This is a genomic window from Ensifer sp. BR816, assembly GCF_000378985.1.
GTDB lineage: Bacteria > Pseudomonadota > Alphaproteobacteria > Rhizobiales > Rhizobiaceae > Sinorhizobium.
The window spans coordinates 4804494-4831376 of sequence record NZ_KB905370.1; the positions used below are offsets into that span (position 1 = coordinate 4804494).

A 26883-nucleotide genomic window follows, 5' to 3' on the forward strand; every position below is an offset into this window, starting at 1 on the left:
GGGCTCGCAAACGGATCGGGCAGGTTGTGGGAGGCGAGCGGAACGATGATAGATTTCAACGCGGACATGACGTCGCTGGCCCTTCCGAACGGCCGCTCCATCAACGGCGCGATCGGCAACGAAGACGATGTCAAGCGCGCGCTCGACGAGGTCTCCGAAGCTTTCGGATTCCGCGGCTTCATGGTCCTGGCCATTCCGGATTCCGATTGCCACAGCCTGGCAGCGCAGGCGCTGCTCACGTCCTGGTCGGCGGAATTCCTGAGCCGTTATGATAGCGCCGGTCTGATCGAGGGAAGTCCGGTCATCCAGCGGTTGCGCCGCAGCACCATTCCCTTCACCTATGATGCGCATCTCCTGGCGCGCCGGCGCGTCGACGGCAAGGGCGAGGCCGCCATCAGCGTCTTCGAGCAGGCCGGCATGCCGCGCGGTCTCTATCTGCCGGTCCACGACGCGAAGGGAGGTCGGGCGGCGATTGCCTTTGGCGGTGACAGGGAGGTGGTGACGGGCGACGAGATGCAGGCGCTCAATTTCTGGGCAGGGCTTCTCTACAGCCGGCTTTGCGAGGTTAGAACGGGTGACAGGCGTCGCCCTGGCAGTCTTTCCCGGCGCGAGATCGAATGCCTGCGCTGGGCCGCTGCCGGCAAGACAACCGTGGAGATGGCGCGAATCATGGCACTCTCCGAATATACGGTGAATCACTATCTCAACCGCGCGACACGCAAGCTTGATTCGGTCAACCGCGTTCAGACGGTCGCGAAGGCTATGCGAGCCGGCCTCATCAACTAGTAAGGATCAGCCTCACGCGGCCCGCCGTGCGTCGGGCCGCGTGAAACGAAATACACAGCCTTTTGCCTCCGACGGGCGCTCATCGCCGATCATCTGTTGGCAATCATGCGCGGCTCAGGCTATTTGATGTTTGATGAATGTCATGGAACGCGCGAATGCAGGATACGATGACGACCGGGATGACTGACGTCGATCTCCCCCGGGGCGGTGATTTCGCGTCTGAAATCGCAAAGCTGGAGACTCAGTTCGACATCATCCGCTTCATGCGGCGGATCACGCATATCTTCGGTTTCAAGACTTTCCTCATCTGCTCGATCCCGCCGATCGACATGGAGCGGCTCTCCGCTGCCACCGTTATTTCCAATATGCCTGCGGAGCTTCTCAACAAATACGACAGCCTGTCGATGCTGCGCTTCAGCACGGGCGTTCGCCGTTTGAGGGAGACGACTACGCCCTTCCAGATCACGCTCGAAGACTGGGAGAAGGAGAGTGGCAAGCCCGCTTCCGCCGCGGAATATATCGAAATGCTGCGCGAGAACGGCATCTTCCAGGCAAATTACTTCCCGGTCCATGATGCCGAGGGCGGTCGCGGTGCCGTCATACTCATGGGCCCGGAGGCCGATTTGCCGATGACCGCGGCGATGGAACTACAGATGATCGCGATCCACGTCTACAACCGCCTTGCCGAGATCGGTTCCGTCTGGAAGAGCAGCAACACGACGCTCTCGGAGCGGGAAATCCAGTGCCTGAGCTGGACGGCAGCCGGCAAGACCAGTGCTGAAATTGCAGGGATCCTCGGCCTCTCCGAACACACGGTCAATCATTACCTCAACCATGTCACCAAGAAGCTCGACGCCGTAAACCGCACACAGGCGGTCGTGAAGGCGATGAAGAAGGGCTACATCAGCTGACACGCTGGATTTGACGTAGACGCAGATTGCCCGCTTGCGCTCCGGCTGTTGTGCTCAAAAAACACGCATGCTCATAAATTAAGCGAAGTCGTGCCCCGGATTTCGTGCCACCTAATCGTTATCATTTTGAAAAACTTGTCCTTTCCCAGCGAAAGGTAACTGGCACGTTTCCTGCTTTTCCAATGCCAGTCCACAGAGGGGACTAAAACAAGACAGCGCCCAAGAAGGTCGCGAAGCAAAGGGCCGCCGCCGGCCACCTGTGATCCCGGATGTACGGACACTGTGGTCGGCTGGCGGTCCTTCATTTTCACATATGTCACATTGGCGAAGGGCTCCGCCTCGACTATTTACTGCACATGTTCCTTGGATCGGATTCGATTTGAGGGTTGATTGTGCAGCCGTTCAAGGCGTCGCGGCGGCCTTTCGCGTAGGCGGGGGGCTTTGGCGACGCGCAGAGAGACAAGAGGGCGAGATGCCGGACGTGACCAGGGAAATGGTTCTAGAAAAGCTGCGGAACGTGCGCGGCCCGGACATGGAAGGCAACATCGTCGATCTGGGTATGGTCTCTGACGTGTTCATCTCCGACGGCAAGGCCTATTTCTCGATCACGGTGCCGGCCGACCGCGCGAAGGAGCTCGAACCGATGCGCGCTGCCGCCGAGAGGGTCGTGCGCGAGATCCCGGGTGTGAAGGCGGCGATGGTCGCGCTGACCGCCGACCGCAAGGCGGCACCCCAGGCTGCCCCGGTTCAGCGGCCAGCACCGCCGTCCGGGCACGCGCATCCCCCGCGACCGGCCGGAGGCGCCCCGGCAAAGGCGGGCATTCCGGGCGTCGGCGCGATCATTGCGGTTGCCTCGGGCAAGGGCGGCGTCGGCAAGTCGACGACTTCGGTAAACCTCGCCCTGGCGCTTCTGGCGAATGGCCTCAAGGTCGGGCTGCTCGACGCCGATATCTACGGCCCCTCGATGCCGCGCCTCTTGAAGATTTCCGGCCGCCCCCAGCAAATCGAGGGACGGCTGATCCGGCCGATGGAAAATTACGGGTTGAAAGTGATGTCCATGGGCTTCCTCGTCGACGAGGAGGTTGCGATGATCTGGCGCGGGCCGATGATCCAGTCCGCTCTTCTTCAGATGCTGCGCGAGGTGGCGTGGGGCGAACTCGACGTGCTCGTCGTCGACATGCCGCCGGGCACCGGCGATGCGCAATTGACGATGGCACAGCAGGTACCGCTCGCCGGCGCCGTCATCGTGTCGACGCCGCAGGACCTCGCTCTTGCCGACGCGCGCAAGGGCATTACCATGTTTCGCAAGGTCGAGGTTCCGGTGCTCGGAATTGTTGAGAACATGAGCTATTTCGTCGCCCCCGACACGGGCAATCGCTACGATATTTTCGGCCATGGCGGTGCCCGCAAGGAGGCCGAGCGCATCGACGTGCCCTTCCTCGGGGAGGTTCCGCTCACCATGGGAATCCGGGAAACCTCGGATGCGGGCACTCCCCTGGTGGTTTCCGATCCCGACGGTGAGGTGGCGCACACCTACCGTGGCATCGCGACTCGGGTCTGGGAGCAAATCTCTGCCGCGGAGGGGAACAAGGGCCGTGCGATGCCGAACATAGTCTTCGAATAGGCCCTCGATGAGGAGCCTAAGCGCCAAACCCCATGGCTTACCGGAAAAACAGCATAGGACTTGCCGAATTCACGAAGTCGAGTCAGGTTCTGTTCGCAACGACATCCGAGGTGCCGCATCGGACGGCATGGGGAAAAAGCATTGATTTTATCTGAGCGTTGCGCCATATGCCTGCCGCTTGCGCAGAGGCAGGCGCTCGACGCCTCTCGCCTGAGATTTCGGCCCGGACGACAGCCAAGGGGAGGTGTCGCGGGGCGGAGGTCTGCACCAGATGAATCGGCATTGTGGAAATCCTGTGGCGGCTGATCCTTCCAATCCATCATGGTTCGTCCTCATCGGTCCCATCCAGAAGGCGGCCGCATGATTTCGAGATATGGCGTCAACGGCGAGGCCGCCGCTCTCACGGCGGTCATTGTCTCTTCGGCCGTGACACCCTTTTTCTTTTTTCGCTGGAAAGGCTGGCTCTAGGAGCCTGTTGGACAACCATGTCTCAGTCGTCTGCCCCTGCCGTACATGGATCCGAGAACTTGCGCCGCCTGCTCGTGCTTGGGCTTGGCTCCATAGGCGTCGTCTATGGCGACATCGGCACGAGCCCGCTCTATGCCTTTCGCGAAGCGCTGCGGCCGGTCGCGCATGACGGCGTCACCGACGCCGAGATCATCGGCCTGATTTCGATGATGATCTGGTCGCTGACAATCATCGTGACGATCAAATACGTGCTCTTTCTGTTGCGGGCCGACAACCAGGGTGAGGGCGGTACGCTTTCGCTGCTCGCCCTGCTGATGAAGACGGCCAACGGACATGCGCCGATCCTGTTCTTCATGGGGGTCGCGGGAGCGGCGCTCTTCATCGGCGACGCGATGATCACGCCGGCGCTCTCCGTTCTCTCCGCTGTCGAGGGCCTGAAACTGGTAACCCCCGATCTGGGCGATTACGTCGTGCCGATTGCCGTGGTCATTCTGCTGCTGCTCTTTGCCGTGCAGTCGAAGGGCACGGCGGCCGTCTCGAATTTCTTCGGGCCGATCACGCTCGTCTGGTTCCTCGTCATGGGCGGCATCGGCCTCGTGCATATCGCCGACGATCTGTCGATCTTTGCTGCCTTCAATCCGATCCATGCCGCCACGTTCCTGTTCACCGAAGGCTATGTCGGCATTGTCGTACTGGGCGCGGTCTTCCTGACGGTGACCGGAGCGGAAGCGCTCTACGCCGATCTCGGCCATTTCGGTCGCCGGCCGATCCAATGGGCCTGGTTCACCGTCGTCTTTCCGGCCTTGACCCTGAACTATCTCGGGCAGGGCGCCTTCGTGCTCGAGCATCCGGAGGCCATGTCCGATCCGTTCTTCCTGATGTTCCCGAAATGGGCACTGCTCCCGGTGGTCATTCTCGCCACGGCCGCGACCATCATTGCCAGCCAGGCGGTTATCACCGGCGCCTTCTCCCTGACGCGCCAGGCGATCCATCTCGGTTTCCTGCCGCGCATGGCGATTTTCCACACGTCCGAGACCCATACCGGCCAGATCTATTTGCCGAACGTCAACACGCTGCTGATGTTCGGCGTGATGGCACTGGTCTTGGTCTTCGGCTCCTCTGAATCGCTTGCGACCGCCTACGGCATCTCCGTCACCGGCGCCATGGTCGTGACGACTCTGCTCGCCTTCGAGTTCCTGCGCGCGCGCTGGAACTGGTCGGCCTGGTGGGCGGCCGCCGCTCTGCTGCCGCTCCTCGCGTTGGAAATTGTCTTCCTCGGCGCGAACATGCTGAAGATCCATGACGGCGGCTATGTGCCGATCCTGATCGCCGCGACGTTCATCATCGTCATGTGGACCTGGAAGCGCGGCACCGAGATCCTCCACGCCAAGACGCGGCATATCGACATTCCGCTGGCAAGCTTCATCAAGTCGATCGAACGCAAGAGCGAGCATGGGCCGGTCGCCGTACCGGGCACGGCGATCTTCCTCACGAGCGATCCGGATTCGACGCCCGCCGCCCTCCTGCACAACATCAAGCACAATCACGTCCTGCACCAGCAGAACTTCATCCTGACGGTGCGCACCGCCAACACGCCGAAGGTGGCCAAGGACGAGCGCGTCAGCGTCCGGCCGCTCTCGGACCGCTTCACGCTGCTCGAGATGAAATTCGGCTACATGGAGACGCAGAACGTTTCGCAGGCGCTCGGCCTCTTCCGCAAATCGGGCCTGAAGTTCGACATCATGTCGACGTCCTTCTATCTCGGCCGGCGCAAGCTCGTGCCCGACGCCCAGTCCGGTATGCCGCACTGGCAGGATCGCCTGTTCATCGCGCTCGCCAACGCGGCCATCGATCCGTCCGACTATTTCCGCCTGCCGACCAACCGCGTCGTCGAACTCGGCTCCCACGTGATCATCTGACGAGCCTTCACCGAACTGCTCCGCATTAACCAAACATCAAGGTTAATGCTTCATTTTCGAGGCTCAACGAAGCGACTCCGGTCAACCGTCCGGCCGCTTCAAGTCCTTACAGCGCCGTGCGTCCTTTAGGACGACAAAGGTCGCTGTAAGTCTTTGAATCTACGCGTCGAGCTTTCCGAAAATCGGGTCCGATTTTCGGGCCGATGCGCTAGCGTCCCTGCATTGCATCTTCGGGCCGGCTTTGGAGCCGGCTTGCGAGAACGCGTGCGCGAGTGAGTGTTGCGTGGAGCGGTATGGTGCGTAGTGGTCAGAAGTCGCGTCTGAAGTTTCGCATGTCCTTCTCGGCCTGGCGCGCCCCGGCGCTCATCGGCCTCGCCATTTTTCTCGGCTTTCCTTCGGTCGCCGCCTATTCGGATCTCGCCACATTTCTCTCCGGTAGCAACCGGGGCGACGGCGAGCGCTGGCGCATGTATTTGACCCGGTCGCCGGCAGGATCGGTTCACGACGTCGAAATGGTGTTCGCCGATCCGGTCACGACGGGCGGGCTCGGCGGCGGTGCCGGCATGACGCTGCCCGATGGCAGGCAGGTCGCCCTGACCGCCGAATCAAAGCATCGGGGAGAGACGCCCGATGAGGATCGCGTCACCCGCAAGCTGAAGAAGGGCCGCATCGTTGCCGTCAGCCCGGTGACGCCGCCGAAAGACTTCAGCGCTGGCTCGATCCTTAAACGCACGAGCTTCCTGATGGAGCCGGATTTCGACGGGGCCGACAAGATGGCCTTCGCCAAGCCGAATATCAAAGGCAAGGAGATCGAGATCGCCACGGCCTTCTACCGCAAGAAGCCGCCGAAGCCGGATCCCGGCGTTTCGCCGATGCTCGCCAAGCTCGTGACGAATAGCAACGCCGACATCCTCGCAACCGCTTACGTCCGGCCGGAGCCGGACTATGCACGTCAATCGCCTTTCGATTCGATCCTTCGGGAAGACAAGAATGGCGGGCGCTTCATCCCGGACATCGCACCCGACGATCATGCCTGGGCGGCGACGGCTTTGCCGGCGACGGTCTTCAGCAAGGACGAGCAGACCTGCCTTGCCGAAGGCATTTACTTCGAAGCGCGAAGCGAATCGGTGAAGGGGCAGGCCGCGGTTGCTCAGGTGATTCTCAACCGGGTACGCAATCCGACCTATCCGAAGACCATCTGCGGCGTGGTTTATCAAAACAAGGCCTGGCGCAACCGCTGCCAGTTCTCCTTCGCCTGCGACATGATCCGCGACCTCATCTACTCACGTTCGCATTGGAAGACGGCGAAGGAGGTCGCGATGGCCGTCACCGCCGGAAAGATATGGTTGCCGGAAGTCGGCTCTGCGACGCATTACCACGCCACCTATGTGAAGCCCGCCTGGGCGAAGACCATGAAGCGTGTGGGGCAGATCGGCCTGCACATTTTCTACCGGACCTATGGCGGCGGCTGGAGCTGATCAGGGATCCTCGATTCCACTCGACTTGTGGCTGCGAGGCGGACACGGCCCGCAAGAACGATGTCGATTCCCGTTGCAGCTTTGTCGCAGGTGTCGCAGCTTTCCCCTAAGTTACTGAAATAATGGGTGAATATTGTCCACCCCCAATGCCCTTGCATGCCTTGACTATGCAGGTGCCTAAAACTATGTTGCGCGCGACTTCAAATGGGGCCGAACCGTGGCTAGAGCGCCGGCCGTTTGTATGACCGAGATCGCGTTCGACCGCGTGGGGCTGCAAAGGGGAGCCATGTGACGGAGAAGCCGGAAGAAAGTCTGGAAGCGCGGCTGAAGCGCCTTGGCGAAGACATTGCGTCGAAGCGCGTGGATGTTTCGGACGAGGCCGAGCTCCGCAGTGCGGAGAGCCGCAAGGGCTATGCTGCAGCGATGAAGCTCTCGAGCGAGTTCATCGCCGGCATCGTGGTCGGGGCGTTCCTGGGCTATCTTTTGGACCATTTTGCGGGTACAGGGCCGTGGGGCATGATCGTCCTCCTGCTTCTTGGTTTCTGTGCCGGCGTTTTGAACGTGCTGCGTTCTGCCGGTCTGGTGGCGACACCCGACCAGCGCGGAGGCGGCCCTGGAAGTGACAAGAAGGACGGGGACGGCGCCTGAGGCGTCGTCCGGAAGAACAGGGTTTCCGCTTGCGGGCGGGCAGAACGAAAGAGAAGCGCGGTGTCAAACGATCCGACCCACCAGTTCCTGATCAACAAGATTGTCCCGATCGAAATTGGCGGAATTGACTTTTCCTTCACCAATGCGTCGCTGTTCATGGTGGCGACCGTCGGGGCGGCCGCAGGCTTTCTTTACCTGACGACCTCTCAGCGCGGCGTTATCCCGACGCGCATGCAGTCGGTCTCGGAGCTGTCTTACGAATTCATTGCCTCGATGCTTCGTGAAGGTGCGGGCAGCCATGGGATGAAGTTCTTCCCGATGGTCTTCTCGTTGTTCATGTTCATTCTGACGGCGAACCTGCTCGGCATGTTTCCGTATTTCTTCACGGTCACCAGCCAGATCATCGTGACCTTCGCTCTCGCCGTCTTCGTGATCGGCACGGTCCTCCTCTACGGCTTCTACAAGCACGGCCTTGGCTTCCTGAAGCTTTTTGTGCCGCATGGCGTGCCGGGCGCGCTGCTGCCGCTGGTGGTGTCGATCGAAGTCATCTCGTTCCTTTCCCGTCCCATCAGCCTTTCGGTCCGTCTCTTCGCCAATATGCTGGCCGGCCATATCACGCTGAAGGTCTTCGCAGGCTTTGTCGCCTCGCTCAGCGCCTTTGGTGCGCTCGGCATCGGTGGCGCGGTCCTGCCGCTCCTCATGACCGTCGCTCTCACCGGTCTTGAATTCCTGGTCGCCTTCCTTCAGGCCTATGTCTTTGCGGTGCTGACCTGCATGTACCTCAACGACGCTGTCCATCCCGGAAGCCACTAAGGAATAACAGTCGCTGGCTTCCGGTCGGCTCGCCGCCGGAAGCACAAATCTAGCCGCAACACCATTTCGAAGGAGTTCAATCATGGAAGCGGAAGCAGCAAAGTTCATCGGTGCAGGTCTTGCATGCCTTGGTATGGCCGGCACGGCTCTCGGCCTCGGCAACATCTTCGGCAGCTACCTCTCCGGCGCTCTGCGCAATCCGTCGGCAGCTGACGGCCAGTTCGGCCGCCTCGTATTCGGCTTCGCCGTTACGGAAGCTCTGGGCATCTTCTCGCTGCTCGTAGCCCTGCTCCTCCTCTTCGCCGTCTGATAACGGCTGAAGTTCCGGCCGCGATCCTACGGGGTCGCGGCCGCGCATATTCTTGAGTGCACCTTGGAGGTGAGCATGTTTGTGACCGCGGCCTATGCCCAGCAGTCAACCACCACAGAAGGCGCTGACGCGCACGATGCCCCTGCGGCCGGTGAGGTGCACACCGAAACGGGTGTGGCCCACGAAGGCGAGCATGGTTCCGGCGTGTTCCCGCCCTTCGATTCGACCCATTTCGCTTCGCAGCTGCTCTGGCTGGCGATCACCTTCGGGCTTTTCTATCTCCTGATGTCGAAGGTCATCATTCCGCGCATCGGCGGCATTCTCGAGTCGCGTCATGACCGTATTGCGCGTGATCTCGACGAAGCATCCCGCATGAAGGGTGAGGCCGATGCCGCCATTGCGGCCTACGAGCAGGACCTGGCGAATGCCAAGGCAAAGGGCCACTCGATCGCCGAGGCCGCCCGCGAAGATGCCAAGGGCAAGGCCAGCGCCGATCGCGCCGCTGTCGAAGCCGAACTCGCAAAGAAGATCTCTGCCGCCGAAACGCGCATTGCCGACATCAAGTCCAAGGCACTTGCCGATGTCGGCGCGATCGCCGAGGAGACGGCAACGGCCGTCGTCAAGCAATTGATTGGCGGAACCGTCACCAAGACCGAGATCGCCGCCGCGGTCAAAGCGTCGGCAGGCAATTGAGGAACAACCAACCATGGCTCTTGATGCGACTTTCTACGCCCTCGTCGGTCTGATCCTTTTCTTCGCCCTCATCGCCTATCTCAAGGTGCCGGGCAAGATTGCCGAAGCGCTCGATGCGCGTGCCGACAAGATCGGCAACGAACTGGCGGAAGCCAAGCGCCTGCGCGAAGAAGCGCAGAAGCTGGTTGCCGAGTACCAGCGCAAGCGCAAGGATGCCGAGGCCGAAGCCGCCGGCATCGTCGCCGCCGCCCAGCGCGAGGCGGAGATGCTGACCGCCGAAGCCAGGCAGAAGACCGAGGACTATGTCGCCCGCCGTACGGCTCTCTCTGAGCAGAAGATCAAGCAGGCCGAAAGCGACGCGATCAATGCGGTTCGCGCGACGGCTGTCGATCTCGCGATCAGCGCAGCAGAAAAAGTGCTTGCGGCCAAGACCGATGCAAGTGCTCAGCAAGCGCTTTTCAACCAGGCGCTCGGCGAGGTCAAGGGACGCCTCAACTAGGCTCCAAACATATCTCGTGACGTTGAGAGCCCCGCTTCCGCGGGGCTTTTTCTGTGGTACGGGCGGCCGCAAAGGCAACTGCTCCAACCTGCGATGCGCGGGCCGATCGCGATGGCGGCTGTCACGATGCGGCGACCCGCATCGCCGCATTCGCAGGCATTGCCGTTCTCGGATCGGCTACAGGCGCGGCGCGCAAGAGTCCTTCAGCGCGAGCACTTGGGCTGGCTGGACACCTGCGACCAGCACAGGAATGAGGATCAAAAACAGAGCCCTGCCGTACGGCAGCCGACGATGCGTCCCCGGGTCGGCCACGATACAAGGACAAGCCGTAGGCGAGGCGTCCTTCGTCAGGAACTGGCCTCGAGCGGTTCAGCGCTCATTGCAACGGGTTGCTCCTGGTCCTGCCGAAACGGACGGAAGCTCATGCGATGCAACGAACACGGGCCGTGGCTGTCAATGGCGTTTCGGTGCCTGACCGTGGCATAGCCTGCGTGCATGGCAAAGCCATAGGCGGGAAAGGTCGCGTCGGCGCGGGCCATCATGCGGTCGCGTGTGACCTTCGCGACGATGGAGGCGGCGGCAATCGATACCGATCGCGAATCTCCCTTGATGATCGCCTTTGCATGGCAGGAGATCCCGGGCGGTACATCGCGCCCGTCGATGAGCGCGAAACGGGCCGCCATCGACAGGCCGTCGATGGCGCGGCGCATGGCATCGAGGCTGGCCTTGAGGATGTCGGTCGCGTCGATATGCGCTGCGGAGGAGGAGGCAATCGATACGGTCGCGGTCGCCATGATCTCGTTGAACAGCGCTTCGCGCTGCTCGGCCGTCAGCAGTTTGCTGTCGTTGAGTCCGACCGGCAGTGCGTCCGGGTCGAGGATGACCGCTGCTGCCACCACCGGGCCGGCGAGCGGGCCACGGCCCGCTTCGTCGGCGCCTGCGACCGGCCACCAACCGTCCCGTTGTGCAGCGATCTCGAAGCTGAAATCCGGAAGCACCGGGTCGAGTGGAAAAAGCGGGGAATCGGGCGACTTGCGACGTGACATGCGGGGGACCCTCGCATATTCGCCCGATTCCCTTCAAGCCCCCCGGTACGTGTGCGGCGGTAACCGGGAGGAAAGCCAGCGCCATCCTGAGGCAAGGGAGGCGCCGGAACCGAAACTTGGGGTGAAACCGCCTTGATGCTCATCCTGTTGAACACGCGTCGGTGCGCGCTGGCGTCCTCCTACAACAACGAGAGTTGCACGCCCATCCCAAGCGGGGGCACGAAGATATCGTGCCGCAACTGGCGGCGAGTGAGATTGAGCTCCAGGCGCTTGGCCGCCAGTTCGAACCGCCGGCCGATCTGCCACGCATAGGGACCGGCGCCCTTCATCCGCTTGCCGAACTCGGCGTCATAATCCTTGCCGCCGCGCATCGAGCGGACGAGCGCCATCACGTGTCTGTAGCGGTCCGGATAATTTCTCAGCAGCCAGTCGCGGAAGAGCGGGCTCACCTCGAGCGGCAGACGCAGAAGCACGTAGCTTGCTTCGGTGGCGCCCGCTGTTTTCGCCGCGTCGAGCACACGTTCGATCTCGTGGTCGTTCAGGGCGGGGATGATCGGCGCCACCAAGACGCCGGCTGGAATGCCTGCTTCGGAGACCGCGCGAATGGCTTCGAGCCGCTTGCTCGGCGTCGAGGCCCGCGGCTCCATGGTGCGTGCCAGTTTGCGGTCGAGCGTGGTTACGGAAATGCCGACCCGTGCCAGACCCTTTTCCGCCATCGGCGCGAGCAGATCGATGTCGCGCGCCACCATCGCCGATTTTGTCACGATCATCACCGGGTGATTGGCGGCCTTCAGAACCTCGAGTATCTGGCGCATGATGCGCCATTCCTTCTCGATCGGTTGATAGGGGTCCGTGTTGGTGCCGATCGCGATGGGACGCACCTTGTAGTCAGGCCTCGCCAATTCGCGTTCCAGCAGGCGGGGCGCGTCCGGCTTGGCGAACAGCTTCGATTCGAAATCAAGCCCAGCGGAGAGCCCCATATAAGCGTGCGTCGGTCGGGCGAAACAATAGATGCAGCCGTGCTCGCAGCCCCGGTAAGGGTTGATGGAACGATCGAAGGAAATGTCGGGCGACTCGTTTCGGGTGATGACGTTACGGGGCTTTTCGACCTGAACTTCCGTCTTGAACGGCGGCAATTCCTCAATCGTCTGCCACCCGTCGTCGAACACTTCATGGGTCCGGGGCTCGAAGCGGCCGCCCATGTTGAGGGCGGCACCGCGTCCTCGACGGCGATCGATCTCTATTCTGACGCCCGTACCGGTGACGATGGCTTCAGCCAGCTCTGCGCTGTTGCCGGGCGCGAATGCGCCCTGCCTGAGTTGAGACAGCTCGGTCATGGAAATCTCCTCGGAACCGATTTTGCAGCATCGTTCCGCTCTGATTATTTTCCTAGCGCACCCAGTGGAACAAAGCAAGAACAAAATTTGTTGCACCGCGAGATGCTCGAGACACGGTCGCTAACACCCCTGAAGAATTGTGGTATTTGAACCGGCGATACGCTAGGAACGGTTATGCTGACTATCATAATGGAGACGAGGGATAACGAAGCGGAACTGGCACAGACGTTGTCCGTGCTCGTCGCCGGGGCCGTCGAGGGGCTTGTCAGCGACGTCATCATCCTGGATCACGGCTCGCGCGATGGGTCCGTCCATGTTGCCGATGCGGCCGGCTGCCGCTTCTGCGCCGAATGGGACCTTGCCGATATCGTCCGTTCCGCGCGCGGCGAATGGCTGATGCTGCTTGAACCGGGTGCTCGTCCCGTTGGGCGATGGGTGGACGAACTCAGCGAGTATGTCTCGCTCAACAAGGATCCGGCGCGATTTTCACCATCGCGCATGCATCGTCGACCGCTTCTCAAGCGCTTGTCGCAGCGGGCTGCGCCGTTGGAAGCTGGGTTCTTGCTGCGAAAGCAGGACGCCGTTGCGGCCGCGCGCGCCAATATGCGGCTCAGCGACATCGCCAGCGCCCGCGCGGCTCGCAAGCTTGTGACCGAACTCGTTCCGGCGTGGGTTACCGTCGGCAATCGATCCTCGGCCGTGCGGGCCTGAAACAGCCCGGTCTTTCGACGTTTCTCGTCACAAGAGGGGTGTGCCTTGCGGCACCCCCTGAAGCGACTCTCAAATGACCTTGTCCAAAAAGGGCTTGCCGTGTTGCTCCATCTCCATAACGGCGGGGCACCACGTCATATTACTCCTGTGTGTCTCTTTCCGCGGGGATAAGATGGAAAGAGGCGTCTTCGCTTCGTCCGAAAGGAATGCTCGCCATGTGCATTGCCGTCTGACGGGCTGACGAGCAGTAACTTAGCGGTTTTCAACCGCACGTGGCTGTTCCAAACGGAACAGGCGAGCGCTCAGCCGCGCTTCAGGTGCTCATCCAGCCGCGGCATGATCTCGACGAAGTTGCAGGGCATGTGCCGGTAGTCGAGCTGCTGCTTCAGGATCCCGTCCCAGGCATCCTTGCAGGCGCCGGGCGAACCGGGCAGCACGAAGATGAAGGTGGCGTTGGCAACGCCGCCTGTTGCCCGCGACTGGATCGTCGACGTGCCGATCTTGTCGTAGGAGATCCGGTGAAAGACCTCGGAAAACCCGTCCATGCGTTTCTCGAAAAGCGGCTCCAGCGCTTCGGGCGTCACGTCGCGGCCGGTGAAGCCGGTGCCGCCGGTGGTGACGACGACGTCGATCGACGCCTCCAGCGTCCAGGCCCTCACCTGATCATAGATCTTCTGCCGGTCGTCGGACACGATTGCGCGCGCCTCGAGCCGATGGCCGGCCGCTCGTATCCGCGCCTCGAGCGTGTCGCCAGACGTGTCGTCTGCCGGCGTGCGCGTATCGGAAACCGTGAGGACGGCGATGCCGACGGGAATGAAGGGGCGTGTTTCGTCGATGCCGGGCATTGGCTTATCCTTGCTTCCCCGCAGTCCGGGTGGCGAGAACGTACCACCGTGGGTGACCGGCGGAAATGTGCTGCGCCGCCGCAGCCGCCTTTTCGTCGGTGTCGAACAGCCCGAAACATGTGGCGCCCGAGCCGGACATCCGGACGAGATCGGCATCCGTTTCCTGCAGCGTGTTCGACACCGCCTCGATCGTCGGTTCCAGCGCCCGCGCCGGCCGCTCCAGATCGTTGCGCATCCCCGTCAGCACCGTCAGCCAGTCCGCTCCCGTGCGGGCGCCTTGCGGAAGGGCGAGGGGAGGATTGCGCTTCTCGGCGAGCATTCGAAAGATAATCGGTGTCGAGACGGCGACGAGCGGATTGACAAGGACGATCGCGAAAGACGGCAACTCGACAAGGGGGGTGATCTCTTCGCCGATCCCCTTGGCAAGCAGCGGCCTACCGTCGAGACACATCGGCACGTCGGCGCCGAGGTCCAGCGCCAGCTTCGTGAGTCTTTCCGGCGCGATCTCGGCGTTCCATAGGGAAAGCAGGCCCCGAAGCGCCGCAGCCGCGTCCGCCGAGCCGCCGCCGATCCCGGAGGCGATCGGGAGGTTCTTTTCAAGGTGCAGATGGACAGGGCCCGCCGCGTCGCCCCGCCCGGTCAGCTCCTGCCGCAGCAGATCGCGAGCCCGCAGCACCAGATTGCCGCTCTTGCTGTCCGCCGAGACCGGCAGATCACGCGAAAAAGGTCCCGATACCGTGAAACGGTCGGCATTCGACGGTGCGAATGCGAGCCGGTCGCCGCACTCTGCAAAAGTGACGAGGCTTTCCAGGAGGTGATGTCCATCGGCGCGCTGGCCGACGACATGTAGTGCCAGATTGATCTTGGCCGGCGCCGCACAGGTCAGCGCGAAGCCGGCTATGCTGTCCGCCTGCATGCCGTCAGGATTTCTTGTCCGGCGAGGCGACCTCGGGGCCCGGCTTCTTCGGCAGCGTCTCCTTGGCATCCGCCGCGGCCGGGACGTCCGGCTTGATGGGCGGTAGGCCTTTCTCGATCTTCGCCCTGATCTTCGGGACTTCCGCTTCCTCAGGCTTCATTTCGAGCGCCTGGTTCCACTGGAAGACGGCCTCGAGCTTGCGTCCGACCCGCCAATAGGCATCGCCAAGATGGTCGTTGATCGTCGGGTCGCCGGCCATCAGTTCGGCGGCGCGCTCCAGCTCGGTCACCGCCTCGTCGAACCGGTTCATGCGGAAATAGGCCCATCCGAGCGAATCGACGATGTAGCCGTCGTCGGGCTTGAGCTCGACGGCCTTGCGGATCATCTCCAGGCCCTTGTCGAGATTGATGTTCATGTCGACCCACGAATAGCCGAGATAATTCAGGACCTGCGGCTGGTTGGGGTTGAGTTCCAGCGCCTTGAGGAAACTCGGCTCCGCTTTCTCCCAGATCTTCTGCCGTTCGTAGGCGATCCCGCGCTGGAAGAACACCGTCCAGTCGCTGCGCTTCGGAACCGGGCCGATCGCCTCGACGGCGCGGTCGTAGAGTTCGCCCATCTCCTTGTACGCCTTGGCATCGGAAAGGACGCTGCCATAGGCCAGGTAGTTGCGGATGTTCTTCGGATCGACTTCGATCAGCGCCTGCAGGTGCTTCTTCGCCTCGTCGACCTTGCCGACGCTGGCAAGCGCCAAGCCGAGCTGAAGCTCGGAGACGCGGCGCATCGGCGAATCCGCCGGCACGCTTTTGTAAAGCGCGATTGCCTCGTCCTGCTTCTTCAGATTTTCCGCGATACCGCCGAGCATGACCAGGATGTCGGCGCTTTCCGGATCGAGGCTGCGCGCCGTCTGCAGATAGAGCGTGACGATGTCTTCGGCACCCTCGCGGTTGAGAGCGCCGCCGATTGAAAAGAGGACGGCGGCAGCCCCTTGCACGGCACTGCGCACCTGCTGCTCCTGGGGCTTGCCCTCTTCGATGTTCGCTCTGAGCGCCTCGAGCGGCGTGTAGTTGTTGACCATGCTCTCGCCGACGGCAACCGTGTCCAGCGCCTTCTGCTTGTTGCCCTCGCGGGCTTCGAAGCGTGCCAGCGCCTCGACCGCGCGCATGAAGGTATCCGGCGCGGCGCTGCCGCCCTCGCGGTCGAGAATGGCATCGTTCAGCCGCGCCCGTGCGGTCGCCTTGTCACCGGCGGCTAGAGCGATCGCGCCGGCATGGTAGTTCTTGAACACCCGGAACCATTCCGGCCCTTCGAGCGCCTTGATCTGGGCGATTGCCTCCTTGGGCCGGCCCTGCCCGAATTTCGCCCAGGAGGAAAGAAGCGTACTCATCAGCCGGTCGAGATCGTTCGGACCCTGATAGTTCAGGAGCTTCTGGGCGCTGCGATATTCGCGCTTGCGGATCGCCTCGATGGCGCGGACGGCCGTGGTGATTCGCTCGACGGCCGGATCCGATTTCAGCTGCTCGGCAATCTTGACGCCTTCGTCGAACTTGCCGCTCATCAGCAGCGTGATCATCAGCCGCTGCTTGACCTCGCTATTGTCCGGTTCGAACTGCAGGGCGATGCGATAAAGCGCCGTCGCCGTCGCGAAATCGCGATCGACATCGGCCGTCCGCCCCGCCAGGAAGGCGCCAGCGAAGGTGTTGACGCTCCTGATGTCGAAAGGCCGGGCATCCTCGACAGCCGCCTTGTCTTCAGCAAAGGCTTGTTGGCTGCCGGTCACGCACAGAAGAGCCAGCATTGCCGCGCCGCTGAGGAGGCGAAGGAGTTTAGTATGCCGCATGTCAAACCTTTCGTTGCCGATCGTCTCGGCTCGCCGCGTCTTTGCTGGTTGTTCCGGAGTCGGTCGCAAGTTGCCGAACGCAAGTCTTAAAGAATAGAATGGCTTTTTTGGCGCAACGCGGCAAGAAAATCCTCCCGCGGAGAATATTGCTCCTAGGCCGGCGTTCAGCTCACGCGATCGATGCAGAAGTCTATCACCTCGATCAAGGCGGCCTTCCAGGGAGAGGCCGGCAACGGCGCCAGAGCGTCGCGCGCAATCGTCCCATAGTGCTGGGCGCGTGCGATCGTGTCGGTCAATCCGCCGTAGCGGCGAATGAGTCCGAGGGCCTTGTCGAGGTTGGCCGCATCGCTGGCGCCGCCCTCGATGGCTTCGCGCCAGAAGGCCCGATCCTCCGGCGTGCCACGACGGTAGGAGAGGATGACCGGAAGGGTGATCTTGCCCTCGCGGAAGTCGTCGCCGACATTCTTGCCAAGGTCGCTCGACGAGCCGCCATAGTCGAGAACGTCGTCGACGAGCTGGAAGGCGAGGCCGAGATTCATGCCGTAGGATTTCAGCGCGTTGCGGTCGGCCCTGCTGGCGCTCGCAACGATCGGTCCGACCTCCGAGGCCGCGGCGAAGAGTGCCGCGGTCTTGGCCCGGATGACCTGCAGGTAGTCGTCCTCGGTCGTCTCCATGTTCTTGGCGACGGAGAGCTGCAGCACTTCGCCTTCGGCAATCACCGATGCGGCGGTCGATAGCACGTCGAGCGCATCGAGCGAGCCGACCTCGACCATCATGCGGAAAGCCTGTCCGAGCAGGAAGTCGCCGACGAGCACGCTTGCCTGGTTGCCCCAGATCGTCCGCGCCGTCGACTTGCCGCGTCTGAGATCGCTTTCATCGACCACGTCGTCGTGGAGGAGCGTCGCCGTGTGCATGAATTCCACGCTTGTCGCGAGCTTGACATGGGCGTCGCCCTCGTAGCCGAACATCGAGGCGGCGGCGAGCGTCAGCATCGGCCTCAGCCGCTTTCCGCCGGAGGAAATCAGGTGATTGGCGACCTCCGGAATCATTTGAACGTCGGAGCCTGCTTTGGAAAGGATGAGCTGGTTGACGCGCTCCATGTCGGAGGACGTCAGGCCGACGAGCGGCTTCACCGAAGCCGGTTTGTTTTTATTGTCTTCCAGCGGTATCACTACGCCCAACGCCCCGGACTCCTGCTTCGTTGTCAGGTTCGACAATAGAAAGAGGGGCTTCGGGCGGCAAGAGGCGAATTGCCTCGCCCTCTGCAATTTAAGACGGGATCAATGAGGCGAATGAAGGAACTGATCCGCACCAACGACGCCGTGCTGCTCTCCTTTGCGGAAAGCCTGATGAAGGATGCGGGGATCGTGTGTCTCATCGCCGATCGGGACATGAGCATCCTCGAAGGCTCGCTCGGCCTCTTGCCGCGGCGGTTTCTGGTGGCCGAAGAGGATGCCGAGAGGGCCCGGCGCATTCTGATCGATGCCGGGCTGGAAAAGGAACTGCGGCAATGAAGCCTTGCTGGTCGCGAGGCGACTGCGGCCCGTCCGAGAGGCGGATGCTGCCATGACGATAACGACGATGACGACGACGGCGGAAACCGTGGATGCGTTTCACCGCGGCCGGTTTCATCTGATCCAGCCGCTCGGCCAGGGCCATCGCTCTGGCATGGATGCGATGCTGCTTGCCGCGCTCGTTTCATGCGAGCGTTCCTGCCGCGTCGCCGATCTCGGTGCGGGTGCCGGCGCCGCCGGCATGGCCGTCGCCGCGCGGCTCACAGGGGCCGAGGTGCTGCTCGTCGAGCGTTCGCAAATCATGGCCGACTTCGCCCGCCGCAGCCTTGCCTTGTCGGAGAACGCCCATTTTGCGGCGCGGGTCGCGGTGCTCGAGGCGGATGTTTCGCTGAACGGCAAGGCCCGCGTTGCGGCCGGCCTGCCGGATGATGCCTTCGACCACGTCATCATGAATCCGCCGTTCAACGATGCTGCCGACCGCAGGACGCCGGATCGCCTCAAGGCCGAAGCGCATGCGATGAGCGACGATCTCTTCGAGACCTGGATCAAGACGGCCGGAGCGATCATGAGGCCGGGCGGGCAGCTTTCGCTCATCGCCCGGCCGGAATCGATCGCCGAGATCATCGCGGCCTGCGGCCGCCGTTTCGGCGGCATCGAGATCACGCCGCTCTTGCCGCGTGCCGGCGAGAATGCAGTCAGGATCCTGGTGACGGCAATCAAGCAGAGCCGCAAGCGGCTGGTGCTCCGCGCGCCGCTGATCATGCACGCAGAAGGGACGCATCGGTTCTCGCCGGAGGTCGATGATCTCAACAATGGCCGCAGCGCCTATCGCCGCCGATGATTAACGGTAAGCATGCCATTGCGTTTGCGGCGCCAATGCATACATGCAGGGTCGGGTTCGTATCGGGCAGGAGTTGAAATGGCCGGGTTCGTAAGAAAACTGATGCCGAGGCGTTTTCGCAGGGACGGGATTGCGATCCCGGCGATCCGGCTTCACGGCACCATCGTGTCCGGGGGCGGGCAGTTCCGCCCGGCTCTCAATCTCGCGACCGTGGCGCCACTTCTCGAAAAGGCCTTTTCGGTCAAGGGAGCGCCGGCCGTTGCCATTTCCGTCAATTCGCCCGGCGGCTCGCCCGTGCAATCCCGGCTGATCTACCAGCGCATTCGCGATCTTGCGGAAGAGAAAAAGAAGCGCGTGCTGATCTTCGTCGAGGACGTCGCGGCCTCCGGCGGTTACATGATCGCGCTTGCAGGAGATGAGATCATTGCCGATCCGAGTTCGATCGTCGGCTCGATCGGCGTCGTCTCCGGCGGCTTCGGCTTTCCGGAGCTTCTGAAGAAAGTCGGCGTCGAGCGGCGCGTCTACACCGCCGGCGAGAACAAGGTCGTGCTCGACCCGTTCCAGCCGGAAAAGGAGCGTGACGTCGAGTTCCTCAAGAGCCTTCAGCTCGATATCCACGATACCTTCATCCGACTGGTCAAGTCCCGTCGCGGCTCGCTGCTTGCCGACCATCCCGATATTTTCTCGGGCCTCTTCTGGACCGGTCGGCGCGGCCAGGAACTGGGCCTCGTCGACGCGCTCGGCGACATGCGCGGCGAGGTGAAGAGACGCTACGGCGAGAAGGCACGCCTGGAGCTGATCCAACCGAGCCGCAGCCTCTTCGGACGCCGTCAGCCGGGCGCCGCGATTGGCGGATCGATCGCAGCACCCCTGGCGGCCTCGGCCGCTGCGGGCCTCATCGAAGCGATCGAGGAAAGGGCGCTTTGGGCCCGCTTCGGCCTGTGAGACAATGGGTACGGCATCTGGTCAGGCGTGCAAGGTCGCTGTAACAAAAGGTGCTGTATCTCCTGTCCGGCATCCCGTCTGATCCAAGGAGGAGCGGAGGAGAAACCATGCCACAGATCATCCTGCTCTTGATCGTCGCCCTCATCGCCTGGATCGGCTACCGCAAGTTCATCGCCGATGCCCAAAAGGTGACGCGCCACCAGGAACGGGTGCGCCGGGAACGCGAGACCGGGGCCAACGGGACGCTGGTCAAGGATCCAAAAACCGGGGAATACCGCCTGAAGCGCGAGGACGAATGACGTCCGCCGGTCCGGCGTTCGATGGGCGGATCGGGCCAAGGCGCTTGACCCTTGCCCTGCGGCATGGCACCTGTCCCGCCAAGACTTAGAAGAATTCGGACGTGATCCATGACCACCGCTTCCCTGCCGGACCATATGAACCCGAAGCGTTCCTTCCAGGCCCTGATCCTGACGCTGCACAATTACTGGGCCGACAAGGGCTGCGCCGTGCTTCAGCCCTATGACATGGAAGTGGGCGCCGGGACGTTCCATCCGGCAACGACGTTGCGTGCACTCGGGCCGAAGCCGTGGCGTGCCGCCTATGTCCAGCCGTCGCGCCGCCCGACCGACGGCCGCTACGGCGAGAACCCGAACCGGCTCCAGCATTATTACCAGTACCAGGTGCTCCTGAAGCCGAACCCGTCCAACCTGCAGGAACTCTACCTCGGCTCGCTGGAGGCGATCGGCCTCGATCCGCTGCTGCACGATATCCGCTTCGTCGAGGATGATTGGGAAAGCCCGACACTCGGCGCCTGGGGGCTTGGCTGGGAATGCTGGTGCGATGGCATGGAAGTCTCGCAGTTCACCTATTTCCAGCAGGTCTGCGGCATCGAGTGCTCGCCGGTTTCGGGCGAGTTGACCTATGGTCTCGAACGCCTGGCGATGTATGTCCAGGGCGTCGACAACGTCTACGACCTGAACTTCAACGGTCGCGAGGGGGCGGAGAAGATCAGCTATGGCGACGTGTTCCTGCAGGCCGAGCAGGAATATTCGCGGCACAATTTCGAATATGCCAACACGGCCATGTTGCACCAGCACTTCATCGACGCCGAGAGGGAGTGCATTGCGCTGCTCGCCGCCGGCGCGCCGGGCGACGCCAGCACCAACCGCCTGCACAAATGCGTCCTTCCCGCCTATGACCAGTGCATCAAGGCGAGCCATGTCTTCAATCTTCTGGATGCTCGCGGCGTCATCTCCGTGACCGAAAGGCAGAGCTATATCCTGCGGGTGCGGACGTTGGCCAAGGCCTGTGGCGAAGCCTTCCTGCTGACCGAAGCGGGTGGTGTAAACGCGACGCGGGACGCGGCCTGATCAGGCCAATCTGATCTTGCGACCACACGGCATGGTGGCGTGCCGGCTGGTTCGCGCCTGCGTGCTGGAAGAGCGGTCGCCGCGTTGCGTGCAAAAGAATTCGCTGCCGTCGAGCCGCCACATCGGTTCCAGAGAGGGGCCATTCGACAGCTCCCCGGCGAAGATCTGCAAGGCGCGGCGAACGCCGGTTGGCCTCTCGACCGGTGCTGCGCTCGCATGGGCAGTGAAGAGGGCCGTAAAGGCGACGACGTTGATGAGGTTGGCGAGCGAAGTCATGGTCTTGTCTGCGTGTTGCGGTTGTTCTGATGGTTTGAGTATCCGCCACAAGCGCCCGTCGCGCCGTTCCCGGCGGAACAGCTCGGCGGGTCGCATGAGAACTGCTGCAAGCCATTGATTGGGCGGGTGCGATTGGCGGGCGGCGGCCTTGCGGCGGGGCCGGCCTAACGGCGCAAATGCCCTCAAAACTGGAGCGGGGAAATCTACGCTTTTCGCCTGTAGGTCCTGTATCTCGCACGCGGAGTCGGTGCTAACCTCCCGCGGGTTTCGAAGGAGGGCATTTCATGATCGGGCTGGCAATCGGGGTCGCCGTGATCCTTTACCTGGTGTTCGTCTACAACGGCCTCGTCAAGGCGCGGCAGATGGCCGAAGAGGCCTGGTCCGGCATCGACGTGCAGTTGAAGCGTCGCGCCGACCTCATTCCGAACCTGATCGAGACGGTGAAGGGCTATGCGGCACACGAGAAGTCGACGCTCGAAGAGGTCGTCGCTCTGCGCAATCGCGCCCAGGCTGTTCCCGAGGGCGACATCGCCGCGCGGGCGGCCGCGGAAGGAGCGCTTTCTCAGGCGCTTGGTCGGATCTTTGCGCTCGCCGAAGCCTATCCGGATCTGAAGGCCAATGAGAATTTTGCCGAGCTCCAGGGCTCGCTGGAGACGATCGAAGGCGAGATCCAGATGTCACGACGTTACTACAACGGCGCTGCCCGCGATCTCAACGTCAAGGTCGAAAGTTTCCCCTCCAACTTGATCGCCGGCGCCTTCCGCTTTGCCAAGGCCAGCTATTTCGAGATCACCAACGAAGCGGATCGCGCTGTGCCGTCGGTCAAGTTCTGAGGCGGCACGGAAGAGGAAATCCTGATGAGGCGGCTTCTCGCGGCGCTTGCGTTCGTGTTTTTCGTCGTTGCGGCGTCTTGGCCGGCTGCGGCGGAAGAGATCATTTCTTCCTACCATTCGGTCATCGATGTCGCCAAGGACGGAGCGCTCACGGTGACCGAAACGATCACCGCGAATGTCGAAGGCAACCAGATTCGCCGCGGCATTTATCGTGACTTTCCCTTGACCTTCCTTGATCCGAACGGCCGGCGCGTCCGGGTGGATTTCAAGCTCGTATCTGTCGAACGCGATGGCGAGGAGGAGGAATACCGAACCGAATCGACGAGCGGCGGCATCCGCATTTATACCGGCAACGCCGATGTCTTCCTGTCCCGCGGTGAGCATATATTTCAGATCACCTATGAGACCAGCCGCCAGATACGCTTTTTCGATGATCACGACGAGCTCTACTGGAACGTGACCGGCACCGAATGGGCCTTCCCGATCGAGGAGGCGACCGCGACCGTCACCTTGCCGGATGGCGTCGTGGCCCAGGGGCTCGACGTCTTTACAGGCGGCTACGGCGCCACGGGCAAGGACGCGCGCGCGGTCGAAGAGGGGGGAGAGATCTTCTTTGCCACGACGCGCAGGCTTCGCCCCCAGGAGGGGCTGACTATCGCCGTCAAGCTGCCGAAGGGCAGCATCGACCGGCCGAGCGCCTCACAGCAGAATATCTGGTGGCTGCGCGACCACCTGGCACTGGTCATCGCCGGCGCCGGTCTCGTCGTCGTGAGCCTCTACTACGGCCGCGCCTGGGTCCGCGTCGGACGTGATCCTGCCCGCGGGGTCATGGTACCGCGCTGGGATCCACCGGACGGCATCTCGCCGGCGCTCGTCAATTACATCGACAACAAAGGGTTTTCCGGAGAGGGTTGGACTGCGCTCTCGGCGGCGGTTCTCAACCTGGCGGTGAAGGGACATGTCGTCCTGGAGGACCTGAAGAACGCCATCATCATTTCGGCGACGGGCAAAGGCGGCGGCGAAAAGCTCCCTAGCGGCGAGGCGGCGCTGATGAGGGCAGTCGACACGGCCGGCGGCACGCTCAAGATCGATCGGGCGAACGGCAAGGCTGTGGCGGATACCGGGTCGACCTTCCGCAGCGCCATGGAGCGCGAGCACCGAGGCAAGTATTACCGTGCCAATACCGGCTACATCATCGGCGGCGTCGTGCTTTCGATCGCGGCCCTAGCGGCACTCTTCATCTTTGGCGACCTTGGCGAGGAGACGCTTCCCTTCATCATCGTTCCGGTTTTCTTCGCCGTTTTCGTTTCCGGTTTCGCCGTTTCGGTCGGCAAGTCGTTGCAGCGCGGCTCGAGCCTCAAGCGGCGCATCCTGTCGATCGTCGTGCTGGCCTTCATCGGCTTCGTGCTGTTTGCGGTGGTTTCGAGCATTCTGGCGGTCCTTGTCTCGTCGGCGACCGATGCGGACGACCTGCCGTTGTTTTTCGCGGTCGGCGGCATCATCCTCGCCAACGGCCTGTTCTATTACCTGATGGGCGCGCCGACGCCGCTCGGCAGCCGGATGATGGATGGCATCGACGGATTGCGGCAATATCTGACGCTTGCCGAAAAAGACCGGCTGAACATGCAAGGGGCACCGGACATGTCGCCGCGGCATTTCGAAACGCTTCTGCCCTACGCCGTAGCACTCGGCGTCGAAAAGCCCTGGACCGAGACATTCGATCGCTGGCTTCTGGCCGCAGCCGGAGGCGCGGCAGCGGCTGCCTACCAGCCAGGCTGGTACCATGGCGACTCCTTCGGTCCCGGATCTTTCTCCGACACGATCGGCGGCTTCGCGGGATCGATGGCCGATACGATGACCTCTTCGCTGCCGCCTCCGCCCAAGAGTTCGTCTTCCGGCTTTTCTTCAGGCGGCGGCTTTTCCGGCGGCGGTGGTGGCGGCGGCGGTGGCGGCGGCTGGTAGAGAGGGCCAATTTCCTCGCCGCACTTGATGACATTTTCACCCGGGCTTGCTAAGTCGAGGCCACCCACCGGAACAGAACAAAGTCTCGATTCATGCCCGATCTTCTTATTGAACTGCGCTCAGAAGAAATTCCTGCCCGCATGCAGCGCAAGGCGGCCGGCGATCTGAAGAAGCTCGTGACGGATGCGCTCGTCGAGTCGGGTCTCACCTATGAAGGTGCGCGCGAGTATTGGACGCCCCGTCGGCTGACGCTCGACATCCGTGGCCTCAATGCCCGCTCCGCGGATCTCCGCGAAGAGCGCAAGGGACCGCGCACCGACGCCAACGAGAAGGCGATCGAAGGCTTTCTGCGTGCCGCGGGCCTCTCCTCGATCGGCGAGGCCCATGTCCACAGCGATCCGAAGAAGGGCGAATTCTACGTCGCCCACATCGTCAAGCCGGGCCGGGACGCAGAGGACATCATCGCCGAGGTGATGCCGGCGATCATTCGCGATTTTCCCTGGCCGAAGTCCATGCGCTCCGGCGTCGCCTCCGCGAGGCCAGGCAGCTTGCGCTGGGTGCGGCCCCTGCAATCGATCGTCTGCACCTTCGGTGCGGAAACCGAGGAGACGAGGGTCATCCCCTTCGAGGTCGACGGCATCGTCGCCTCAAATGTCACCTACGGCCACCGCTTCCACGCGCCGGAGCCGATCACCGTTCGCCGCTTCGCCGACTATGCCGACAAGCTCGAAAAGGCGAAGGTCGTGCTCGACGCCGAGCGCCGCAAGGAGATCATCGGCGCTGATGCGCGCAACGTCGCCTTCGCCAACGGTCTTGAATTGGTCGAGGACGAGGGCCTGCTCGAGGAAGTGGCGGGTCTCGTCGAATGGCCGCGGGTGCTGATGGGGAGCTTCGAGGAAAGCTATCTCGAAATTCCGTCCGAGATCATCCGCCTGACGATCAAGACCAATCAGAAATGCTTCGTGACCCGGCAGCCGGGCGCAGAAACGCTGTCGAACCGGTTCATCCTCGTTTCGAATATCGAGGCCAAGGACGGCGGCAGGGAGATCGTCCACGGCAACGGCAAGGTTGTGCGCGCACGCCTCTCCGACGCGGCGCATTTCTGGAAACGCGACCAGGGCGACCTGCCGGATCTCGAAACGCTGAAGCCGTCCGCAGAGAAATTCGGGCTCGATCTGACGAAGCCGCTCGACCAGCGCATGGCGAAGCTCGACGCGCTGAACGTCACCTTCCATGCCAAGCTCGGCACGCAGGGCGAGCGGGTTGATCGCATCCGTTCGATCGCCTCGGCGCTTGCCGAAGTCACCGGCGCCGGTCACGGCCTGGTTGCGCGGGCCGCGGTGCTTGCCAAGGCCGATCTGCGCACCGAGGCCGTTGGGGAGTTTCCCGAGTTGCAGGGCATCATGGGCCACAAATACGCGGTACTGCAAGGCGAGGACGCCACGGTCGCCAATGCGATCGAGGACCATTACAAGCCGCAAGGCCCCTCCGACCGCGTGCCGACCGATCCCGTGTCGGTGGCGGTTGCGCTTGCCGACAAGCTTGATACGCTCGTCGGCTTCTGGGCGATCGACGAGAAGCCGACCGGATCGAAGGATCCCTATGCGCTGCGTCGTGCCGCGCTCGGCGTCATCCGGCTCATTCTCGAGGGCAGGGCGCGCCTGCCGCTGCTGCCGTTCTTCGACGTCGCGCTCAAGACCCTCAAGGCGCAGCGGCCCGATGTGGCCGGCGATGTCGCCGCGGACCTTCTCGCCTTCTTCCACGATCGCCTGAAGGTCTACCTGCGCGATCTCGGGGCGCGCTACGACCTGATCGACGCGGTATTGACGCCGGGGGCCGACGACCTGTTGATGATCGCGCGTCGCGTCGAGGCGCTGACGGCGTTCATCACGGACGAGGAGGGCAAGAACCTGCTCGCCGGCACGAAGCGCGCCACGCAGATTCTCGCGGCTGAAGAGAAGAAGGGTACCGAGGTCGCCGCCAGCGTCGACGAGAAGCTTTTCCGGCTCGACGCCGAGCGGACCCTTCACGCCTCGATCAAGCTCGCCTCCGATGATGCGCGCGAGGCGATCGTCAAGGAGGATTTCCGCTCCGCCATGGAAGCGCTCTCCAAATTGCGCCAGCCGGTCGACGTGTTCTTCAACGACGTGCTCGTCAATGACGAGGACAAGGCGATCCGCGCCAACCGCTTGGCGCTCCTGGGGCTGATCCGCTCCGCGACCGGCGAAGTTGCCGACTTCTCGAAGATCTCGGGATAAAGGCCGCCCGGTGCGATCGGGTGCCCGTCGACAACCGGCGGGC

The 26883-nt window shown here is 62.7% G+C and carries 26 protein-coding genes; 19 read left to right on the forward strand and 7 right to left on the reverse strand.

Annotation, left to right across the window (positions count from 1 at the left end; all coding sequences use genetic code 11):
- Positions 1-45 precede the first annotated feature (45 nt).
- From RHIBR816_RS0122975 to RHIBR816_RS0123025, 10 genes are all read left to right on the forward strand, one after another.
- A complete protein-coding gene (locus RHIBR816_RS0122975; protein WP_018238949.1) occupies positions 46-786 on the forward strand; it encodes an autoinducer binding domain-containing protein in 741 nt (246 codons plus the stop codon).
- 137 nt (positions 787-923) lie between these two features.
- Positions 924-1697 carry a LuxR family transcriptional regulator gene (locus RHIBR816_RS0122980; protein WP_034815602.1) on the forward strand — a complete coding sequence of 258 codons (774 nt, stop codon included), beginning with the start codon at positions 924-926 and terminating at the stop codon, positions 1695-1697.
- Between the two features lie 472 nt (positions 1698-2169).
- Positions 2170-3321 (forward strand): Mrp/NBP35 family ATP-binding protein, encoded by a 1152-nt coding sequence (locus RHIBR816_RS0122985; protein ID WP_018238951.1) that lies wholly within the window; start codon positions 2170-2172, stop codon positions 3319-3321.
- A 485-nt stretch (positions 3322-3806) separates the two neighbouring features.
- A complete protein-coding gene (locus tag RHIBR816_RS0122995) occupies positions 3807-5708 on the forward strand; it encodes a potassium transporter Kup (protein WP_026187334.1) in 1902 nt (633 codons plus the stop codon).
- Positions 5709-6001: 293 nt separating this feature from the next.
- Positions 6002-7186 carry a cell wall hydrolase gene (locus tag RHIBR816_RS0123000; RefSeq protein ID WP_084811158.1) on the forward strand — a complete coding sequence of 395 codons (1185 nt, stop codon included), beginning with the start codon at positions 6002-6004 and terminating at the stop codon, positions 7184-7186.
- A gap of 288 nt (positions 7187-7474) precedes the next feature.
- Entirely contained in the window at positions 7475-7834 is a 360-nt protein-coding gene (locus tag RHIBR816_RS0123005) for an AtpZ/AtpI family protein (RefSeq protein WP_018238955.1), read from the forward strand.
- A gap of 60 nt (positions 7835-7894) precedes the next feature.
- Positions 7895-8647 carry a F0F1 ATP synthase subunit A gene (locus RHIBR816_RS0123010; RefSeq protein ID WP_018238956.1) on the forward strand — a complete coding sequence of 251 codons (753 nt, stop codon included), beginning with the start codon at positions 7895-7897 and terminating at the stop codon, positions 8645-8647.
- Between the two features lie 82 nt (positions 8648-8729).
- Positions 8730-8957, forward strand: coding sequence for a F0F1 ATP synthase subunit C (locus RHIBR816_RS0123015; protein ID WP_012707029.1), 228 nt, complete (start codon positions 8730-8732; stop codon positions 8955-8957).
- A gap of 75 nt (positions 8958-9032) precedes the next feature.
- A complete protein-coding gene (locus tag RHIBR816_RS0123020; RefSeq protein ID WP_018238957.1) occupies positions 9033-9650 on the forward strand; it encodes a F0F1 ATP synthase subunit B in 618 nt (205 codons plus the stop codon).
- A gap of 13 nt (positions 9651-9663) precedes the next feature.
- On the forward strand, positions 9664-10149 hold the full coding sequence (locus RHIBR816_RS0123025; protein ID WP_018238958.1) for a F0F1 ATP synthase subunit B: 486 nt from the start codon (positions 9664-9666) through the stop codon (positions 10147-10149).
- Positions 10150-10496: 347 nt separating this feature from the next.
- Here RHIBR816_RS0123025 and RHIBR816_RS0123030 read toward each other — a convergent pair whose 3' ends face one another.
- Positions 10497-11195 (reverse strand): ribonuclease HII, encoded by a 699-nt coding sequence (locus tag RHIBR816_RS0123030; protein WP_018238959.1) that lies wholly within the window; start codon positions 11193-11195, stop codon positions 10497-10499.
- 179 nt (positions 11196-11374) lie between these two features.
- Positions 11375-12532, reverse strand: a complete 1158-nt coding sequence (locus RHIBR816_RS0123035; protein WP_018238960.1) for a PA0069 family radical SAM protein — start codon at positions 12530-12532, stop codon at positions 11375-11377.
- Positions 12533-12706: 174 nt separating this feature from the next.
- Between RHIBR816_RS0123035 and RHIBR816_RS0123040 the strand changes: the two genes are divergently transcribed.
- Entirely contained in the window at positions 12707-13243 is a 537-nt protein-coding gene (locus RHIBR816_RS0123040; protein ID WP_018238961.1) for a glycosyl transferase, read from the forward strand.
- A 302-nt stretch (positions 13244-13545) separates the two neighbouring features.
- On the opposite strand, the gene moaB is transcribed toward RHIBR816_RS0123040, so the two are convergent.
- The 4 genes from moaB to RHIBR816_RS0123060 all read right to left on the reverse strand — a co-directional run bounded on the left by moaB (position 13546) and on the right by RHIBR816_RS0123060 (position 18022).
- Complete coding sequence (moaB, locus tag RHIBR816_RS0123045; protein WP_018238962.1) at positions 13546-14088, reverse strand: molybdenum cofactor biosynthesis protein B; 543 nt, start codon at positions 14086-14088, stop codon at positions 13546-13548.
- A gap of 4 nt (positions 14089-14092) precedes the next feature.
- Positions 14093-15004 (reverse strand): 4-(cytidine 5'-diphospho)-2-C-methyl-D-erythritol kinase, encoded by a 912-nt coding sequence (locus tag RHIBR816_RS0123050; RefSeq protein ID WP_018238963.1) that lies wholly within the window; start codon positions 15002-15004, stop codon positions 14093-14095.
- A 4-nt stretch (positions 15005-15008) separates the two neighbouring features.
- Entirely contained in the window at positions 15009-16841 is a 1833-nt protein-coding gene (locus RHIBR816_RS0123055) for a tetratricopeptide repeat protein (RefSeq protein ID WP_018238964.1), read from the reverse strand.
- 164 nt (positions 16842-17005) lie between these two features.
- A complete protein-coding gene (locus RHIBR816_RS0123060) occupies positions 17006-18022 on the reverse strand; it encodes a polyprenyl synthetase family protein (RefSeq protein WP_026187336.1) in 1017 nt (338 codons plus the stop codon).
- A 111-nt stretch (positions 18023-18133) separates the two neighbouring features.
- Here RHIBR816_RS0123060 and RHIBR816_RS0123065 point away from each other — a divergent pair, with 111 nt between their 5' ends.
- From RHIBR816_RS0123065 to RHIBR816_RS0123085, 5 genes are all read left to right on the forward strand, one after another.
- Positions 18134-18355: a DUF2007 domain-containing protein gene (locus RHIBR816_RS0123065; RefSeq protein ID WP_018238966.1), complete on the forward strand. Its 222-nt coding sequence runs from the start codon at positions 18134-18136 to the stop codon at positions 18353-18355.
- Between the two features lie 67 nt (positions 18356-18422).
- On the forward strand, positions 18423-19196 hold the full coding sequence (locus RHIBR816_RS0123070; RefSeq protein ID WP_026187337.1) for a tRNA1(Val) (adenine(37)-N6)-methyltransferase: 774 nt from the start codon (positions 18423-18425) through the stop codon (positions 19194-19196).
- A gap of 78 nt (positions 19197-19274) precedes the next feature.
- Positions 19275-20141: a S49 family peptidase gene (locus tag RHIBR816_RS0123075; protein WP_026187338.1), complete on the forward strand. Its 867-nt coding sequence runs from the start codon at positions 19275-19277 to the stop codon at positions 20139-20141.
- A 107-nt stretch (positions 20142-20248) separates the two neighbouring features.
- Complete coding sequence (locus tag RHIBR816_RS0123080) at positions 20249-20440, forward strand: hypothetical protein (protein WP_018238969.1); 192 nt, start codon at positions 20249-20251, stop codon at positions 20438-20440.
- Between the two features lie 108 nt (positions 20441-20548).
- The gene (locus RHIBR816_RS0123085) at positions 20549-21511 is read left to right on the forward strand and encodes a glycine--tRNA ligase subunit alpha (protein WP_018238970.1); all 963 of its coding nucleotides are present in this window, start codon (positions 20549-20551) and stop codon (positions 21509-21511) included.
- On the opposite strand, the gene RHIBR816_RS37215 is transcribed toward RHIBR816_RS0123085, so the two are convergent.
- Entirely contained in the window at positions 21512-21883 is a 372-nt protein-coding gene (locus RHIBR816_RS37215) for a hypothetical protein (RefSeq protein WP_245262654.1), read from the reverse strand.
- A gap of 188 nt (positions 21884-22071) precedes the next feature.
- Here RHIBR816_RS37215 and RHIBR816_RS0123095 point away from each other — a divergent pair, with 188 nt between their 5' ends.
- From RHIBR816_RS0123095 to glyS, 3 genes are all read left to right on the forward strand, one after another.
- Positions 22072-22620, forward strand: coding sequence for a LemA family protein (locus tag RHIBR816_RS0123095; protein WP_018238972.1), 549 nt, complete (start codon positions 22072-22074; stop codon positions 22618-22620).
- Between the two features lie 24 nt (positions 22621-22644).
- On the forward strand, positions 22645-24582 hold the full coding sequence (locus RHIBR816_RS0123100; RefSeq protein ID WP_018238973.1) for a DUF2207 domain-containing protein: 1938 nt from the start codon (positions 22645-22647) through the stop codon (positions 24580-24582).
- Between the two features lie 92 nt (positions 24583-24674).
- Entirely contained in the window at positions 24675-26840 is a 2166-nt protein-coding gene (gene glyS, locus RHIBR816_RS0123105) for a glycine--tRNA ligase subunit beta (protein WP_018238974.1), read from the forward strand.
- Positions 26841-26883 lie beyond the last annotated feature (43 nt).